Origin of the sequence: Nannocystis sp. RBIL2, from assembly GCF_026626745.1 — a bacterium.
Lineage (GTDB): Bacteria > Myxococcota_A > Polyangia > Nannocystales > Nannocystaceae > Nannocystis.
Window position 1 is genome coordinate 3,717,544 of the sequence record NZ_JAPNJW010000001.1, and the last position, 18,000, is coordinate 3,735,543.

At 71.9% G+C, this 18,000-nt stretch carries 11 protein-coding genes and 2 tRNA genes; 5 read left to right on the forward strand and 8 right to left on the reverse strand.

Going from position 1 to position 18,000, the window contains the following annotated elements:
* Window positions 1-88: 88 nt before the first annotated feature.
* From OV090_RS14560 to OV090_RS14570, 3 genes are all read left to right on the forward strand, one after another.
* Window positions 89-1,564 (forward strand): rhomboid family intramembrane serine protease, encoded by a 1,476-nt coding sequence (locus OV090_RS14560; protein WP_267704233.1) that lies wholly within the window; start codon window positions 89-91, stop codon window positions 1,562-1,564.
* Window positions 1,561-4,710: a serine/threonine-protein kinase gene (locus OV090_RS14565; RefSeq protein WP_267704234.1), complete on the forward strand. Its 3,150-nt coding sequence runs from the start codon at window positions 1,561-1,563 to the stop codon at window positions 4,708-4,710. The genes OV090_RS14560 and OV090_RS14565 overlap by 4 nt, the downstream gene beginning before the upstream one ends.
* A gap of 179 nt (window positions 4,711-4,889) precedes the next feature.
* Window positions 4,890-6,650, forward strand: coding sequence for a DUF2330 domain-containing protein (locus OV090_RS14570; RefSeq protein ID WP_267704235.1), 1,761 nt, complete (start codon window positions 4,890-4,892; stop codon window positions 6,648-6,650).
* A gap of 260 nt (window positions 6,651-6,910) precedes the next feature.
* On the opposite strand, the gene OV090_RS14575 is transcribed toward OV090_RS14570, so the two are convergent.
* Window positions 6,911-7,603, reverse strand: a complete 693-nt coding sequence (locus tag OV090_RS14575) for a hypothetical protein (protein WP_267704236.1) — start codon at window positions 7,601-7,603, stop codon at window positions 6,911-6,913.
* Between the two features lie 176 nt (window positions 7,604-7,779).
* Here OV090_RS14575 and OV090_RS14580 point away from each other — a divergent pair, with 176 nt between their 5' ends.
* Window positions 7,780-9,315 (forward strand): serine/threonine-protein kinase, encoded by a 1,536-nt coding sequence (locus tag OV090_RS14580; RefSeq protein ID WP_267704237.1) that lies wholly within the window; start codon window positions 7,780-7,782, stop codon window positions 9,313-9,315.
* Between the two features lie 77 nt (window positions 9,316-9,392).
* Here OV090_RS14580 and OV090_RS14585 read toward each other — a convergent pair whose 3' ends face one another.
* The 6 genes from OV090_RS14585 to OV090_RS14610 form a co-directional block, all read right to left on the reverse strand.
* A complete protein-coding gene (locus OV090_RS14585; RefSeq protein ID WP_267704238.1) occupies window positions 9,393-10,040 on the reverse strand; it encodes a TlpA disulfide reductase family protein in 648 nt (215 codons plus the stop codon).
* Window positions 10,037-11,455: a thioredoxin domain-containing protein gene (locus OV090_RS14590; RefSeq protein ID WP_267704239.1), complete on the reverse strand. Its 1,419-nt coding sequence runs from the start codon at window positions 11,453-11,455 to the stop codon at window positions 10,037-10,039. Before OV090_RS14590 ends, OV090_RS14585 begins: the two co-directional genes overlap by 4 nt.
* A gap of 120 nt (window positions 11,456-11,575) precedes the next feature.
* Window positions 11,576-13,681: a thioredoxin domain-containing protein gene (locus OV090_RS14595; protein WP_267704240.1), complete on the reverse strand. Its 2,106-nt coding sequence runs from the start codon at window positions 13,679-13,681 to the stop codon at window positions 11,576-11,578.
* An 80-nt stretch (window positions 13,682-13,761) separates the two neighbouring features.
* The gene (locus tag OV090_RS14600) at window positions 13,762-15,198 is read right to left on the reverse strand and encodes a thioredoxin domain-containing protein (protein WP_267704241.1); all 1,437 of its coding nucleotides are present in this window, start codon (window positions 15,196-15,198) and stop codon (window positions 13,762-13,764) included.
* 126 nt (window positions 15,199-15,324) lie between these two features.
* On the reverse strand, window positions 15,325-15,861 hold the full coding sequence (locus OV090_RS14605) for a hypothetical protein (RefSeq protein WP_267704242.1): 537 nt from the start codon (window positions 15,859-15,861) through the stop codon (window positions 15,325-15,327).
* A gap of 196 nt (window positions 15,862-16,057) precedes the next feature.
* Window positions 16,058-16,130 (reverse strand) — tRNA-Gly (locus OV090_RS14610).
* Between the two features lie 310 nt (window positions 16,131-16,440).
* Here OV090_RS14610 and OV090_RS14615 point away from each other — a divergent pair.
* A tRNA-Asn gene (locus OV090_RS14615) sits at window positions 16,441-16,513 on the forward strand.
* A gap of 88 nt (window positions 16,514-16,601) precedes the next feature.
* Here OV090_RS14615 and OV090_RS14620 read toward each other — a convergent pair.
* Complete coding sequence (locus OV090_RS14620; RefSeq protein ID WP_267704243.1) at window positions 16,602-17,882, reverse strand: MYXO-CTERM sorting domain-containing protein; 1,281 nt, start codon at window positions 17,880-17,882, stop codon at window positions 16,602-16,604.
* Window positions 17,883-18,000: the final 118 nt, after the last annotated feature.

Here is an 18,000-nt window from a genome sequence, read left to right on the forward strand (position 1 = left end):
CGGGCGGTCCGCCGAGGCCGCGGGGGGCGCCGCGTCGTCGTCGCAGGTGATGCAAGGGACAGGTTCGAAAGGACAGGTCGTCGCGAGCATGTCCCATGGGACAGCTGCGAAAGACCCCGTCGACCCGGGGGCCTCCGCCAGCGGCATGCGGCTCGGGCCGGCGGCCTCGGCTCGGCCCGCTCGTCCGCCCGACCTGCTCGCGCCTCACCTGCCTCCCGAGACAGGTCCCAAAGGACAGCAGGCCGGTCCACCCGACCTGCTCGCGCCCCACCTGCCGCCGACCACTCGCCCGCCGAGCCTGCGGCCGCCCGACCTGCTCGCGCCCCACTTGCCGCGCGACGCCGGGCCGCAGGTTCCGCCTGCCGCGGCGGCGCCCCTCGCCCCGCTGTCGGCCCAGTGTCCGGCCTGCAGCCTGCACGCGCTGGTCGCTGTCCACCTGCGGCGCGCGAGCAACGGGCGCTGGCGTCAGCTCGGCGCCCGTGAAGAACCTGTCCCCGGGGACCTGACCCTCGATACATGCCCGATCTGCTTCGGCGTGTGGCTCGACCAGGGCGAGCTCGACCAGCTCGGCGACGCCGACGTCGACCCGGCCTTCCTCAAGACGATGGTCGGTCGCTCGGCCGGGCGCATGTGCCCGCGCGGCCACGGCTTCATGAACGAGCACCTGCTGCCGGGCATGCTCAAGACCCCGGTCGACCGCTGCCCGCGCTGCCGCGGCCTGTGGCTCGACGGCGACGAGCGCCACGCCCTCGCCCGCTCGACCACCCCGTCCGGCCAGGAAGATCCGGCGGTCGCCCTGGCCAAGCGCGGCGTGCTGTGGGCGGCCCAGGTGCTGACCCAGCTGCCCATCGAGGTCGACAACCCGCGGCGTGGGATCCCCTGGGTCGTCCTCGGCCTCGGCGTCCTCCTCCTCGGCTGCTACGTCGCCTCCGTGCTCGGCCTCGTCTACGCCCGCGAGTACGCGCTGGTCGCCGGCAAGGTGCTCGCCGCGCCGCTCGGCGGCTACACGGTGCTGACCCACGGCTTCTTCCACGCCGACTGGTTCCACCTGCTGTTCAACCTCTACTTCCTCTACGTGTTCGGCAAGAACGTCGAGCACGTGTTCGGCCGCCGGCGCTTCCTGATCCTGTACTTCGGGGCAGGTCTGTTCGGCGGCCTGCTGCAGCTGCTCCTGACCGACGCGACGGCCACGCCGGTGATCGGCGCCTCGGGGGCGATTGCCGGGGTGTGCGGGGCCTACCTGGTGATCTTCCCGCGCGCGCGGCTGCTGCAGACGCTGCCGCTGGTGTACGTACAGCTGAAGATCCCGGCGTGGATCTACCTCGGCGCGTGGGTCGGCTTCCAGGCGGCGATGGCGGCCTTCTCGGAGGCGCAGCAGTTCGCGTGGTTCTCCCACCTCGGCGGCTTCGCGCTGGGGGCCGCCCTCGCGCCGCCGGTGCTGCGCAGCGTGTGCCGCGAGGTCGGCGAGGCGGTGCGGGTCAAGTCGGCGGCGGCGATCTTCGGCAAGGTGCCGCGCCGGCGCGGCCCGCCGATCGTGGTCCAGCCGGGGCGGAGGTCGGCGTGAGCGAGACGTCCGACAGCGAAACGCCGGCCGCGATCGCGGTCACCCTCGCCGGCGACGTCGACGAGCAGACCGCGTCCTCGTCGCCGGCCGAGAGCGAGGCGCGGCGGCTGATCGGCAGCATGCCCGAGCGCCTCGGCCGCTACCGCCTGATCGAGCGGCTCGGCAGCGGGGCGATGGGCGTGGTCTACGCGGCCCGCGACGACGCGCTGGCGCGCAAGGTCGCGATCAAGGTCCTGCTGCGCGGGGCCACTGCCGACCCGCACGCGCTGCGCCGGCTGGCCCGCGAGGCCCAGGCGATGGCCCGGATCGCCCACCCCAACGTGGTCGTCGTCCACGAGGTCGGCGAGAGCGACGGGCTCCTGTTCGTCGCCATGGAGATGGTCGACGGCCTCACCCTCGACCAGTGGTGCCGCCCGACCGAGGGCCCGCGGCCCGACTGGCGGGCCCGCCTCGACATGTTCCTTCAGGCAGGTCGGGGCCTGGCCGCCGCCCACGAGGTCGGCCTGGTCCACCGCGACTTCAAGCCGAGCAACGTCCTCGTCGACGCCCGCGGGCGCGCGCGTGTGCTCGACTTCGGCCTGGCGCGCATCGACAGCGAGGTCGTCGACGCCGCGGCCTCGATCGTCGCCCGCGGCTCGTTCGACCTCGAGCTGACGCGCAGCGGGACGATGCTCGGCACCCCGGCCTACATGCCGCCGGAGCAGTTCGAGGGCCGGCCGGCGACCGCGGCGAGCGACCAGTTCAGCTTCTGCGTCGCGCTCTACGAGAGCCTCGCCGGGGTGCGACCGTTCGCCGGGCGCACCCCGTATGCGCTGCTGCAGACCATCCGCAGCGGCCAGATCCGCCCGCCCCCGCGCGACGTCGAGGCGCCCGCGGCGTTGTTCGCCATCCTGCGCCGCGGCCTCGCGCTCGACCCGGCGCGCCGCTGGCCCGACATGCCGGCGCTGCTGCACGCGCTCGAGCGGACGGTGCGGCCGCGGCAGGTGCGACGCGCCACCGTCGCCCTCGGCATCGCCGCGGCGCTGGCCGGCGGGTTCGGCATCGCCTCGCTGTCGCTCGGCGGCGAGGAGCCGTGCGCAGCGATCCCCGAGCGCGTGGTCGGGGTCGCCGACGCGGCCCGGCGCGCCGAGGTCCACGCGGCCCTGCTGGCCTCCGGCAAGCCCTACGCGGCCGCTCTGGCCGGCAGCGTCGACGCGGCGCTGACCGACTACGCCGAGGCGTGGACGCGCGTCGCCGTCGACAACTGCGAGGCGACGCGGGTCGTCGGCGACCAGAGCGAGCCGATGCTCGACCTGCGCGCCGCCTGCCTCGACCGCCGGCTCGCCGGCCTCGGCGCGGTCGTCGACCAGCTGCTCGCGCTCGACCCGGGCTCGTCGCAGCGCGCGCTCGACCTCGTCGACAACCTCGAGCCGCTGGCGCCCTGCTCCGACCGCGAGCGCCTCGGCGCCGCCGTGCCGCTGCCGACCGACCCCGACGCGCGCGCGCGCCTGGCCGCCGCCGAGCAGGGCCGCACCAGCGCGGTGGCGATGCGCGCCGCCGGCCGCGACAAGGAGGCGCTGGTGGTCGCCGAGGCCAGCCGCGCCGCCGCGGCGGCGATCGGCTTCGCCCCGGCGCTGGCCGAGACCGCGCTGCTGGTGTCGCGCCTCGAGATCGAGCTCGGCCAGCACGAGAACGCGACGACTCATCTGGCTGAGGCCACCACCGCCGCCGCGGTCGCCGGCCGCGACGACCTGCTGGTCGACGCCTGGTTGGCCTCGATCTGGCAGCACAGCGTCCGCGGCGCCTCGCCGGACGTGACCGCGACGCTCATCCGCACCGCCGAGGTCGCGCTGGCGCGCGCGCGCGAGACCCCGCGCCTGGCGGTGCTGTTCCACAGCACGGTCGCCTACGCCTACCAGCGCCTGTCGATGAGCGACAAAGCGACCGCCCACTACGACGCCGCGCTCGCGCTGCTCGACTCGCCCGACGTCAGCGAGATCCAGCGCCTGCGGGTCCGCCTCAACCGGGCCACCCACCTGGTCCAGACCGACGGCGGCGAGCTGGCCGAGAGCACCCTGCAGGCCGTGCTCGCCGACTTCGAGCGCCTGCTCGGCGTCGGCCACCCGCTGACCTCGAACGTCCTCTACACCCTCGCCAACCTGGCCGAAAGGCAAGGTCACCTCGAGCGCGCGCTGGCCGAGTATCAGAAGGCGCGGGCGATCAAGCTGGCGGAGTTCGGGCCCGACAACCCCGGGACGATGCTGGCCGACGAGCAGATCGCGTCGGTGCTCGAGCGGCTCGGCCGCGAAGACGAGGCCCTGGCGATCTACGAGGACCTGCTCGCCCGCGCCCGCGCCCGCCACGGCGACCACAGCACCACGGTCGCGCGGATCCTCGTCAACACGGTCTCGCTGCTGCTGCAGCGCGGCGCCCTCGATCGCGCCCACACCTACGCGAGCGAGGCCCTGGCGATCGACAGCGCCTTGCTCGGGGACGACCACGCCGACGTGGCGATCAAGCGGGTCAACCTCGCCGAGGTGCTCGCGGACCGCGGCGAGCACGACCAGGCCCTGGCCGAGCTCGAGCGGGCGCGCGCGGTGTTCCTGGGCACTCTCGGGCCGGAGCACGAGTTCGTGGCGATCACCTGGAGCGCGGCCGGCATGTCGCTGTCGGCCCTCGGGCGCCACCAGGAGGCCCTGGCGGCGTTCACCAGGAGCCGCGCGCTGCTGGTCGCCAAGTTCGGCGCCGACTACCTCGACCTCCCGACCCTCGACCTCGCGTTCGGCGAGGCGCTGATCGCCGCCGACCAGGTCCACGAGGGGCTGCAGCGGGTCCAGGACGGGGCCGACCGGCTGGCCGCGAGCGAGGGCCCGGGCAGCGTCGCCGCGATCATGGCCCGCGGGCAGCTCGGCTCGTGCCTCCTGCGGGCCCGCCGGCCGGACCGCGCAGTCGCCACGCTCGAGGCCGCAGTGCGCGACGCCGAGGCGGCCGAGGTCTCCGCCCGCGACGTCACCTCGCTGCGCCTCGCCCTGGCCGAGGCCCTCGCCGCCCGCGGCGACCGCGAGCGCGTGCGGGCCCTGGCCGCCCCCGCGGTCGCCTCCCTCGCGCCCGACGACCCGCTGCGCGCCACCGCCGAGCGCCTGCTCGCCGGCCTGCGTCCGCGCTGAAGCCCCGCGGTCGCCACGGAACACCGCTCGCGGCCGGGGCCCGGCGGCGACATGCCCGTATCGACATGTCTTAAAAGACATGCACCGGGCCGTCGCGCGGACCTCTGCCTGGAGCAGGCGCGCGGCGTTGTGGCGCGGTGACGCGACCTGTGCGACCCTGCCGGCCTGGAGACCTAACGATGTCGACTAAGCTTATGTGGAAGCGCGCCTCGTCGCTCGCGGCCGCCGCGTGTGCGGCCTTCACCCTCGCGCAGTCACGGCCCGCCGAGGCCTGTGGGGTCAACGGCTGCGACGGCGGCGTGCCCGGGCCGATGCCGGTCAATCAGGACGGCGAGAACGTGCTGTTCGTCCTCAACCCCGGCGAGGTCGAGGTCCACATCCAGATCAGCATCGACCCCGACACCAACGCGCAGAAGTTCGCGTGGCTGATCCCGATCGCCCAGATCCCCGAGTTCGAGGTCGGCTCGCAGCCGCTGTTCGACGCGCTCCTGCAGGCCTCCGTGCCGCAGTATGGCCTCAACCAGAGCTTCGAGCAGTGCGGCGACGACAGCATCTCGGGCGGCCTCACCTCGCCCAACGGCGGCACCGACGGCGGCTTCGACAGCGGCAGCACCGGCGAGGCGACCAGCGGCGCCCCCGGCGAGGACCCGGTCCTTCTCAAGACCACCGCCGGCGCGTTCGAGATCGTCGTCCTGCAGGACAAGACGGTCGCGCCGATCAAGCAGTGGCTGATCGACAACGATTTCCTGTGGATCGACGGCGCCGACGACGCCTTCCAGCAGTACCTCGACGAGGGCCAGGTGATCGTCGCGCTCAAGCTGGCCGGCGGGGCCGACGAGGGTGACGTGCACCCGATCGTGCTGCGCTACCCGTCCGACGAGAACTGCTTCCCGCTGCGGTTGACCCGCTTCTCGTCGGTCCAGGACATGGACATCCGCGTGTTCCTGCTGGCGAACGGCCGCGCCGCGCCGACCAACTACCGCCACGTCCTCGTCAACCCGCTCAAGATCGACTGGTTCGGCCTCGCCGCCAACTACAAGGACGTCATCAGCAAGGCGGTCGACGAGCTGGAGGCCGACGGCCTCGCCTTCGTCACCGAGTACGCCGGCGCGACCAGCATCACCGCGCCGTTCACCTTCAACGTCTACAACCCGAACTGGAACGAGGCGCTGTTCGTCGGCCTCGCGCCCGAGCAGGTCATCAATTACCTCAACGACCAGGGCCTGACGAACTGCTACGAGCCGGGCTTCTGCTTCTACAACCACCCGCTGATCGAGGGCTTGCTGGGCGAGTACCTGCCGGCGCCCGACGGCCTGGCCCCCGAGGAGTTCTACGGCAACCTCGCCGCCTACCTCGACCAGATCGACGTCATGAAGTGGGGCGACGGCAGCGCCTTCTCGGCCGCGCTGGTCGAACGCATCATCGCCCCCGGCCTGCACGCGCAGGACCTGCTCGACACCTACCCCTACCTCACCCGCATGTACACCGTCATCTCGCCCAACGAGATGATCGCGGACCCGACCTTCCACATCAACCCCGACCTCGACGACGTCGACAACGTCCGCGTCGCCGGCAACTACAACCTGTGCGACGGCAACAGCGTCGTCACCCTCCCCGACGGCCGCGAGATCTTCGTGCCCGACGGCGGCCCGTGGCCCGACTTCATCGGCGAGATGTGGTGGGCCGAGGAGATCAGCCAGGTCGCCCTCAAGGGCAAGCCGATGCACCTCGTCAACAACACCGCCGCGATCAACACCAAGATCGAGGAGTGGAACAAGTCGCACGGCTGGCCCCGCAGCGACGCCGCCACCGGCACCGCCGGCAGCACCGGCGACGACGACGCCGGCTGCGGCTGCACCAGCGACCCGCCGCAGAACGGCGCGGCCCTGCTCGGCGTCGCCGGCCTCGGCCTGCTGGCGCTGCGCCGCCGCCGGCGGTGAGCGAACATGGCTGTCCGGGCATCTTTTCAAAAGACACGCCCGGAGAGACATGCGAGCCGGTGCAGCCGGCCGCCGCACGGCCTGGCTGCATCTCGGGGCCCGACCTGAACATGCCCGCTCCGGCATGCGAGCCGGTGCGCTCGGCCGCCGCTCCTGGGCCTCGGCGCGCCTGCCACGACCTGGGCCTGCATCTCAGGACATGACCCGAGAGACAGGGTCTCTCGGGCATGTTCTCGGCGAGCGCTCGCCGCCGCCGTCGCTCACGGCTTCGTCGGCGTCACCGGCTGCGCGCTCCCAGCCGGGACCGCCTGCACCGCTCCGACCCCGGGCGCAGGCGCGGGCGCCTCGGCGATCGCGGGCGCGCCGGGGGCCGGTGCGACCGGAGCCGCGACCTGGGTCGGGGCCGCCGAGGGCACCACCGCCGGCGGGGTCGCTACCACCGGCGGCGCGACCGGCGGGGCTCCGGGCTGCGGCGCGGCCGGCAGGGGGCGGGCCGTCGTCGAGGCCGCGCCGCCCATGACGCCGTCGTAATGCCCGAGGTAGCTCCACTCCGGGTCGAACAGCATCGTCGCCACCACGAACTCGCCGGTCGCGGGGCGCACGCGGATCTCGAACGCGTGGCCGTCCTTCGTCGCCCGGTCGGCGACGGTAAGCAGGTCGGGGGTGGCGTCCTTGTCGAGGTCGATGTGGCTGAACTGCCCCGGCTTCTTGTTCAGCGCCTCCTGCAGCTTGTCGGCCGTCTTCAGCCGGTTGAAGCTCACCAGCATCGACACCGGCTCGACCGCGAGGTCGGCGGACAAGGGGCGGTCCTCGCCGGTCGGCGCCGGGGCGCCGGCCATCGACGCCTTGGTGAAGGTGGCGTCCTCTTTGCCGGACGGGTCGACCGGCTTGCCGCACGCGACCGCGAGGACGGCGAGGACCAGGGCTGCGCTCCGAGCTGTACTTTCGGACATATGACCTCCGCGAGGGCGACCAGGGCGAGCAGGACGACCAGGACGCGCGGCTGGGACAGCGCGGCATGGCCGGATTCCAGGGGCGAGGCGCCCGCCGGACAGTATAGCGAGGCGCCGTCCGCACTGCAGCCGGCGCGCACGCGACCGGGCAAACCGCCTATAATGCCGCCGCCGCCGTGACCTCCGCCGCAGCCTCGCCGCTACCCACCCCCGACGCCCCACCGACCGCGTGGATCGGCCACACCCTCGACGGCCGCTACCACCTGCGCGACCTCCTCGGCGAGGGCGGCATGGGCGCGGTGTTCACCGCGGAGCACCTCAACCTGCGCAAGCTGGTCGCGGTGAAGATGATCCACGCCGAGTACACGGGCAACGAGGAGATCGCCGAGCGGTTCCGCCGCGAGGCGATGGCGACGGCGCAGATCGAGCACCCCAACGTGGCGAGCGCGATCGACTTCGGGCCCTTGCCCGGGGGCGGCGCGTACCTGGTGACGCAGCTGGTGCGCGGCTCGTCGCTGACCGACATCATCAACCGCGGCCGCATGCGCTGGCAGGCCGTCTGCGACATCGGGGCCCAGATCGCCGACGCGCTCACCACAGCCCACGCGGCCGGCATCGTCCACCGCGACCTCAAGCCCGACAACATCCTGCTCGAGGCGCGCGAGGACGGCGAGGTCGTCAAGGTGCTCGACTTCGGCATCGCCCGCGTCGCCGACCACAGCCAGGGCACCACCCCGCTGACCCGCCTCGGCACCGTGATGGGCACGCCCGGCTACATGGCCCCGGAGCAGGCGATGGGCGAGCCCACCGACCACCGCACCGACCTCTACGCGCTCGGCGTGATCCTGTGGGAGTGCCTGGCCGGCCGCGCGCTGTGGGACGGCGGCGAGATGAGCGACCTGCTGACCCGCCAGCTGACTCAACCTCCGCCGCCGCTGGCGGGCGAGGTCGTCGACCTGCCGGTCGAGTTCGAACGCATCATCCAACAGCTGCTCGCGCGCGAGGCCAAGCAGCGCCCGCAGACGGCCCGCGAGGTCCGCGACGCCCTGCGCGCGCTCGGCCGCAGCGTCAGCCAGGTGGCGGTGTCGACCCTGCCGCCGCCGAGCCCGACCCCCACCCTGCCGCCGCCCGCCGCCCCGGCGAGCAAGGGCGGACTGACCGGCTTCATCGCGGTGTTCGTCGGCGCGGCGCTGCTCATCGTCGTGCTGTGGGCGATGCGCCAGCCCGACGACGAGGCGCCGTCCGAGGCCCCGGAGAGCGGCGAGCGCCCGGCCGAGTTCGTGCCGGCCGCCGGCAAGGGCGCGAGCGACGACAAGTCTCAAGGGGCAGGTCCTTCGGAACATGTCCCTTCCGCCAGCAAGCCCGACCTCGGCGAGCTGCCGGCCGGCCTGCGCGAGCCGGCCACGAGCCTGCTCGGCGAGGCCAAGGAGCAGTCGAAGGCCGCCGAGGCGGTCCTCGCCTACGAGCCCGAGGTCGACGTGCCGCTGTGGCTGCACGGCCTGGCCCTGCTCGCCAAGGCCGACAGCTGCGAGGCCAAGCGCGCCGCGGTCAAGCGGATCGCCGAGGCCAACGACAAGCGCGGTCTGCCGGCCCTGCAGCGGCTGAACAAGACGTCGCGCAAGGGCTGCGGGGCGTTCAAGAACAAGGACTGCCTCGAGTGCCTGCGCCCGACGCTGAAGCAGTCGATCGATCAGCTCGCGACCCTGCCGTGACGGTCGAAGCGCGGCGCAGCGCAACTCGACCGCGCGAGTGATTCGCCCCGATCGATGCGGCGCCGGCCGGTCGCGGCTCAGCGCGCCAGCATCGACTCGACGCAGTGATGGGCCGCCGGGCGGCCCCAGTCGCGCACGTTGATGTACGCGTGGACCAGCTGGCCGTCGGCGCCGACGAAGTAGGTGTCGGGCAGCTTCTCGCTGCCGTAGGCGGTGTGCAGCTTGCCGGTCGGGTCCCACAGCACGCGCACGCCGGTCTGCTCGAGGCCCATGCGGGCGAGGAACGGCGCGACCAGGCTCTGGTCCTGGTCGACGCTGATCGCCAGGATCACGACGTCGTCGCGGTCCGCCAGGCGCTCGGCCAGGCGGTCGAGCTGCGGCCACTCGCGGATGCACGGCTCGCACCACGTGGCCCAGAAGTTGACGACCACGAACTTGCCGCGCAGGTCGGCCAGGTCGACCGTCTGGCCGGCGCGGTCCTGCAGCGAGAACTCGGGCGCCGGGCCGCTGCGCAGCTCGGGCTCGAGCGCCCGGCAGGCCGCCTCCGCCTGGGCCTTGGTGGCCGGGCCGAGCGAGGCGGCGAACCAGAACATCCACAGCGAGCCGATCGCTATGAACACCACGTAGGCGAGCGGACCTAACAGGCCGCGACCTTCTTCCCTGTCCTCGAGGACAGGGGCTCGCGAGCCCGCGGGCTCGCCCGCCGGGGGCCGCGCGTCCGTCACTTGCCCGGCTTCTCCTCGGCGCCGGCCATGATCTTCTCGTAGACCTGGCCCCGCGGCGTGCCCTCGTCGACCAGCTTCTGCGCCTTGGCCTTCTCCTCCTCGATCAGGGCCTTGAAGGCGTCGTAGGGCTGGGCGCCGGACAGGAACCGGCCGTTGATGAAGAACGACGGGGTGCCGCCGCTCTTCAGGCGGTTGGCCACCGCCTCGTCGTCCTTGACCATCTGCTCGGTCTCGGCGGCGGCGAGGTCGAGCTCGAACATCGGCACGTCGAGCCCGAGCTCCTTGGCGTGGTTCTTGACTGCCTCTTCGGACATGTCCGAAGGGCTCTGGAACAGGCGGTCGTGCATCTCCCAGGCCTTGCCCTGGCGGTGGGCCGCCAGCATCGCCCGGGCGCCGACGCGCGCCTGCGGGTGCATCGCCAGCGGGCGCTGACGGAACACGATGCGCACGTCGTTGGGGTAGTTCTGCTTGACGTCGGCCAGCGAGGCGTTGACGCGCTTGCAGAACGGGCACTGGAAGTCGCTGAACTCGACGATGGTGACGAGCGCGTCGTCGGGGCCGAACTGCGGGCGGGCGTCGAGCGGGACGCGGTAGGTCTTGCTCGGGTCGGGGCCGTCGTCGCGCTGGCTCGGGGCCTTGCCGGGGCCGCCGCCGCCGCGCTGGGCCTTGGCGTCCTTCATCATCGCGCCGTAGACCTCGGCGCGCGGGGTGCCCTGGCTCTCGATCTGGCGGGCCTGCTCGCGCTCGTACTCGAAGATCTCGCGCCACTGCTTGGCCGGCAGCGAGCCCGAGTAGGGCCGGCCGTTGACCAGGAAGTAAGGGGTGCCGGTCGCGCCGGCCTTGCCGCCGGAGACGTAGTCGCTGTCGACCGCGGCCTTGGCGGCGTCGCTGTTGCGGTCGGCGTTGAACTTGGCGACGTCGAGGCCGAGCTGCTGCGCGTAGCCCTCGAGGCTCTTGTCGTCGAGCTTCTTCTGGTTCTCGAACAGGAGGTCGTGCATCTCCCAGAACTTGCCCTGCTGATGCGCGGCCCACGACGCCTGGGCCGCGGGCGGCGCCGCGTTGTGGCCCGGCAGCGGGTAGTGCTTGAAGATCAGGCGCACGTCGCCCTCGTAGGCGCCCATCGCGTCCTTCAGCGGGTCGGTGACCTTGGCGCAGAACGGGCACTGGAAGTCGGAGTACTCGATCACCGTGACGAGGGCGTCGTTCGGACCGAACTGCGGCTCGTCGCCGCGGAGCTCGGCGCGGTAGCGGTCGCCCTGCTCGAGCTTGGCCGAGGGCACGAAGAAGCGATCGCGGACCCACTGCCCGGCGTAGAAGCCGACCCCGATGGTCGCCGCGAACCCGAGGACCGCGACCAGGATCGAGGCGGGATTCCGCTTGGGGGGGTTGGGAGCAGGCGTCGTGGCGTCGGACATGGTCGACCTCGTGGGTACCGAATAGTAGCGCGCGATGCAAACCGGTCGGGGACGCCCGGCCCCGTCGCGCACGGGGCCGGGCGGGTCAGGACCAGGCGATGCCTGGCCCGGAGACCAGGCTCACTTGGCCGGGGCCGGAGCCGGCGCCGGCGTCGGGGCCGGCGCCTTGGCCGGCGCGCCGCCCTTGGCCGCGGCCTCCTTCTCCTTCTTCTGCGTCGCCTCGAAGCCGCCGTTCAGCTCCTCCTCGAACACCGCCTTGAAGCGGTCGATCGGCTGGGCGCCGCTCATCAGGCGGCCGTTGATGAGGAAGCCGGGCGCGCCGCGGACCTCCATCTTGCCGCACTCCGCCATGTCGTCCTTGACCCGCTGGGCGGTCGCCGCGTCGTTGTAGTCGCGCTCGAACTTGACCAGGTCGAGCCCGAGCTGCTGCGCGTAGGCCTTGAAGTCCTCGTCGCTGCGCTTGGTCTTGTCGGCGAACAGCAGGTCGTGCATCTCCCAGAACTTGCCCTGGTTCTGCGCGGCGATGCCGGCGCGGTGGGCCGGCTCGGCCATCTTGTGCATCGGCAGCGGGTAGTTGCGGAAGTAGACCGCGACCTTGTCGCCGTACTCCTTGACGATCTGCGCCACGGTGTCGGCGCCGCGCTTGCAGAACGGGCAGTCGAAGTCCGAGCACTCGACGACCGTGATCTTCGGGTTCTTGAGGTTGCCCTTGCCGGCCAGGTTCTTGGTGGCCACCTCGCGGCGCTTGAAGTCGGCCGGCGGCGGCGGCGGCGGGACCTTCAGCTCGGTCTCGAAGCCCTTGATCATCTCCTCGTACAGCTTGTCCTTGGCCGGCTTCTTCTCGGCCAGGAACTTCTCGGCCTTGACCTTCTCCTCGTCGATCAGCTTCTGGAACGCCTCGAACGGCTGCGCGCCCGAGAGGTGGCGGCCGTTGACGTAGAACGCCGGCGTGCCGTTCGAGCCGAACTTCTGCGCCGTCTGCTCGTCCTCCTTGATCATCTGCTCGAGCTTCGGGTCGGCCAGGTCCTTCTTCCACTGGTCGAAGTTGAGGCCGGCGATCTGGCGCGCGTAGCCCTCGAAGTCGGCGTCGGTGAGCGCCTTCTGGTTGGCGAACAGGAGGTCGTGCATCTCCCAGAACTTGCCCTGCTGCGCGGCGGCCAGCGAGGCCTTGGCGGCCGGGCGGGCGCGGTCGTGGAAGCCGAGCGGGAGCTGGCGGAACACCACGCGCACGTCGTTGGGGTACTTCTCCTTGATCTGCTTGAGCGTCGGCGTGACGCGGTTGCAGAACGGGCACTGGAAGTCGCTGAACTCGATGACGGTGACCAGCGCGTCGGCCGGGCCGAACGCCGGGCGGCCGTCGACCGGCACCGCGTAGTTGGCGGCCGGGTCGGGCTCGCCGACCTTCGGCTTGTTCTCCGGCGGCGGCTCCTTCCGCTCGTCCTTGGCGGCCTTCATGATGCGCGCGTACACCTCGCTGCGCTTGCTGCCGTCCTTGATCAGCTGCTCGGCCGCGGCCTTCTCCTCGTCGACCAGCTTCTTCAGGCCGTCGATCGTCCGCGGCGCGCCGCGCTGCCACTTGCCGTTGATGAAGAAGCTCGGGGTGCCGCGCACGCCGAACTTCTTGCCGAGCGCCATGTCCTCGTTGACCTGCGCCTGGAAGGTCTTGGCGTCGAGCGTGGCCTTGAACTTGGCCATGTCGAGCTTCAGCTCCTCGGCGTACTTCTCGACGTCGGCGCGCGTCATCGCCTTCTGGTTCTTGAAGAGGATGTCGTGCATCTCCCAGAACTTGCCCTGCTCACCGGCGGCCAGCGCGGCCTCGGAGCCCATCGCCGCGTCCTTGTGCATCGGCAGCGGGTACTGCTTGAACACCACGCGCACGTCGTTGGCGTACGCGGGGTCCTTGATCAGCTCGTTCAGCATGTCGGTGAACTTCGAGCAGAACGGGCACTGGAAGTCGCTGAACTCGACGATCGTGACCAGCGGGTCGGTGGCGCCCTTGACCTGGTCCTTGTCGTTGTAAGTGACCCGGAACCGCTCGCCCGTGATCTTGCTGGTGAGCGAGTCGTCGACCTGGTCCATCGTGACCAGCCCGCCGCCCGCGGCGGCCGGACCGGCGGCGGCGGCTTCTTCCTTCTTGCCGCCGCGGTTGCCGGTGCAACCAGTGAGAGGAGAAGCGGCCAGGGCGAGCGCCGAGACCAGGAACACGGGGAGGCTGATGCGTTTCATGGGGCTCTGTGTCTGTAGTTTGGTGGGTGGTTGAAAGAACATGTCACGAAAATCATGTCCGCAAGGACATCAGGAATTCTTCACTGCGGGAGATCGGCGCTGGGGAACTCGTTGGGAGGGATCGCCTCGCCGTCGAGGATCGTGCGCACCACGGTTTCGCGGGCGGCGCCGGCGGCGATCCGCTCCTGCGCGTGCGCGAGCTCGGCCTCGACGTCGGCGGCGAGCGCCTCGGCGCCGCGAAAGCCGTCGACGTAGCGGCCGTTGACGAAGATCGCCGGGGTGGCGTCGAGCCCGAGCCTGCGGGCATATACGAGGTCGTCGCGGACGACCTGGGCGACCTCGGCGCTGTCGAGGTCGGCGAGGAAGCGGGCCTCGTCGAGGCCGAGCTCGCGGGCGATCGCCGCGTAGGTGCGACGACCGAGCCGCGGGGCGGCGAACAGCTTCTCGGCGAAGTCCCAGAAGCGGTTCTGCTTGTCGGCCGCGACCACCGCCCGCGCAGCGCTGTCGGCGGCCGAGTGGATCGGCAGCGGCAGCTGGCGGTAGGCGATCCGGACGTCGTTGGGGTAGCGCCGCCGCAGCTCGGCGATGCCCTCGGTCGCGGCCTTGCGACAGAACGGGCACTCGAAGTCCATGAACGCGACCAGCAGCACCGGCGCGTCGGCGGGCCCCAGCGTGGGCGCGGCGCCGGCGTCGACGGCGTAGCGCTTGCCCGCCTCGGCGCGCTGCGGGGGCGGCGCCTCGGCGGCCTTGAACCGCTCGGCGAGGATCCGCCGCTGCTGCGCAGTGGCGTCGTCGACCTCGAGCGGGGCGATCACTGCGCCTTCCATGACTGCGGCGTAGAGGTCGGCGCGCGGGGTGCCCGCGCGCAGGCGGGCCTGGGCGGCGAGGATCTCCTCGTCGATCAGCGCATGCCAGGCCGCCTCGTCGCGGAAGCCGATCACCGGGCGCCCGTTCACCAGCGCCACGGGGCTGAAGTAGATCCCGAGCTCCACCGCCTGGCGGCGATGGCGGATCCGCGTGCCCGAGTAGACGCCGGCGTCGAGGTCGTCGAGGAAGCGCGGCACGTCGAGCCCGAGCGCCTCGGCGCTCTGCTTGAGCGCCGCGCGGTCGAACTGCATCGTGTCGTAGAGCCGGCGGTGCATCGGCCAGAACTGGCCCTGCGCGCCGGCGGCCAGCGCGGCCTCGGCGGCCCGCTCGCCGTCGGCGAAGCCCGGCAAGGTCTGGCTGCGGAACACCACCCGCAGGTCGTCGCGGTAGTCCTCGAGGAGGTGCTCGAGGACCTTCCAGGTGCGCGCGCACGGCGGACAGGCGTAGTCGGAGAAGACCACGACCGTGACCAGCGGCTCGGCGCCGCCGAGCGCGTGCTCGTCAGGGTCGAGGTCGACGCGGTAGCGCACCGACGAGGTGGCGACCGGCGCGGCTGGCGATTCAGGAGCGCTCGGGGAGCACTCGCAGGCTGCGTTGCTCAGCGTCAGGCCGAACACGACCTGGCCGAGCCAGAGATGAGGGACACGCATGAGAGGACCGTCTCGAACACCCGGAGGGCGCCGCCGAGGCGCGCAGCGCCGGCTCCCGCGCGCAGGTGCACGAGGCACCTGCAGCCTCTCGAGCGCGACCCAATGCCTCCGGCCGGCCCGAGCGGACTACGCGGGCGAGACGCGAGGCGGGGGTGCTTCGGGACGGGTCGTCCGGGACAGGAGGGGCGGGTCGTCCCGCGGCCGGGCCGACGCGAGCGCCATGCGCTGCGGCGACCACTCGTCGCGCAGGAGCGCGGCGACGGCGGCGCTCGAACCGGGCCCAAGCAAGTCGGGTGGTGGCCGCGCCGGCAAGCCGCCGGGCTGGAGCTTGCCGCAGGTCTCGTCGGTCGGGTCGCACACGGCCCGCTTGAACAGCACCTCGAGCAGACGCGAGCACGAGCCGCGCGACAACTTGAGGACCGACGGGTCGACGACCAGGTCGGCGAGGAGATCGCCGCCGCACAACACCTCGGCGTCGGGGTCGTCCTCGTCGCCGCAGAACTCCGCGACGCCGAGCAGCTCGACCAGGCGCAGGTGGATGTCGCTCCGCAGATCGGGCGTGCCCCCAACCGCGGCCTCCGCGCTCGATGCAGCCACGCCCGCGCCCAGCCACAGGCTGAGCACCAGGAGACAGCGCAAGAAGCTGGAGAACAGGGCAGGCACGGAGCGCGGCGAAACGTTAGGCGGGTTTTGCAAACTGCGCAAGCCGCCTTCTATTCCCGCGCGTGCGCCGGACCACGGGACGCCGGCCCGCTGCGGGGCTCCCGGGCCTCGGCCGCCGGCGCAGCGGACCGCAGACCGGCGTCGGACCCAAAGCACGAAGCCCCGTCACCGGCGGTGACAGGGCTTCGATTTTCTGAGCGGGAGACGAGACTCGAACTCGCGACCCCGACCTTGGCAAGGTCGTGCTCTACCAACTGAGCTACTCCCGCAGATCGTGCAGAACAACGTCCGAGGACGGGTCTCTGCCGGTTGGTTCAGGTTTTGTTCCCGCGCCGTGACGAGGGGAGGCGGAGAATATACGAGCCCCATGGAGTGTCAAGCCCCCTTCGAAAAGAACGTGCTCGACCCCGTGGAGGCGCCCCAGCCGCCCCGCGGGGCTCGATCGAGGGTCCCGGGGGGTCGGCCGGGACCCGGCCCCGTGCTCGTGTTCGAGCTCACAGCCTCGCCGGCGATGCGGCTTGACGCCGTCCCGAGGGATCGAGTACACACGCTCGCCCCGGGCCCCCAAGTCCGGGTCATTCCGACATAGCTCAGTCGGTAGAGCAGCGGACTGTTAATCCGCGGGTCGTAGGTTCAAGTCCTACTGTCGGAGCCCAAAAGAACCCCTCCAGCGCATCGCCGGAGGGGTTCTTCGTTTTGGTCGCGCAGGCGGCCGCGGCCGGCCTGTCCCGCGGGACACCTCAGCGGCGACGCCGGCGGGCCAGCCCGAGGAGCGCGGCGAGGGACAGGGCCAGGACGCCCGCCCCGCCCGACTCGTCCGCGGCGCAGGCGCAGCCCTCCCCTCCGATCCCTTCGAGGCCACCGTCGGGGCCGGGCAGGCTGCCGTCGGGGGTGGCGGTGACGACCTGGTCATGCACGCGCGGGTTGCCGAACAGGTCGTAGGAGACGAGGACGAAGTTGTAGGTCTTGCCGTTCTCGAGCCCGTGGATGGCCATGCCCTTGGTGTTGAACGTGATGTGGTCGCTGCACACGTGGTCCCAGTCGAGGGCGTGCAGGCTCGGGCTGACGCGCAGCTCGCAGGCCTCGTCGCACAGCCCCTCGGGGCCGTTGTCGTCGCCGTCGTCGCAGGCCTCGCCGGCCTCGACCACGCCGTTGCCGCAAGTGCCCGGGTCGGCCACCTCCTCGGGGGCCGTCTTGACGGTCGAGAACGGCGCGTCGCCGCACAGGTTGCCGGCCGTGAAGTAGTGGTTGTTGTCCGGCACCTCGCCGAGCTCGGGCGTCGGGAAGTCGAGGCCCGGCGACGCACCCGTCGCCGCCTCCTCGCACAGCACGCGGAAGCCCGCGATGTCGCCGCTGCTCGGCAGCTCCCAGTGGAGCGTGACGCCGCCGTCACCTGGCTCGACGGACAGGGTCGAAACCTCGAGAAGCGGCGGCATGAAGTCGTACGCGATCGTGGGGACGCCGGACAGCTGGGAGAGCGCGCTGTCGGGCCCATAGAAGAACTCGTCGGCCTGGCACGCGGCGGTGCTGTTCCCGGCCGGGTCGCACATCCAGACGCTGGTCTCGCCCTCGACGTAGTCGCCGCAGGCGCCGCTGAGCATCGTCTCGGCCCCGAGGACGTCTCGGGTCGGTGACGAGGGATCGAGGCCGGAGGCCAGGAACGCCGGGTGAAACGCGCTCGTCACGCCTTGCACGAAGTTCGCCGCCAGCACGTCGGCGAGCACGCCGCAGCGGCGAAATTGGCCGGCCATCGCGGTCTCGGCGGTGGAGCACACGGCGCCGATGAAGGCCTGGATCTTGGCGCTGAAGTCGAGGTCGGCGCCGTCCTTTGCCTGGATCTGGACGCCGATCCGCTGGCCGCACTGGCAGCGGGCGCGGTTGGTCGCGTACCTGAGGTCGCGCTCGACCATCGGTCGCACGATCTCGCCGCTCTCGTCGGTCACATAATACGACACCGAGAAATCGGCGGGCGCGGGCAGCTCGGCGCGGGCGGTCCCTGCGAAGGAAAAGGTCGCTAGCAACGCAGCATACACATACGGTGATGGAACGTCGGGCATGTCGATCCAACCAGTGACACTCGGCCGTTGTTCCGATCGCGCCCGCGATCACAAAGCGAGCGAGCGAACAGGTGTGGCCACG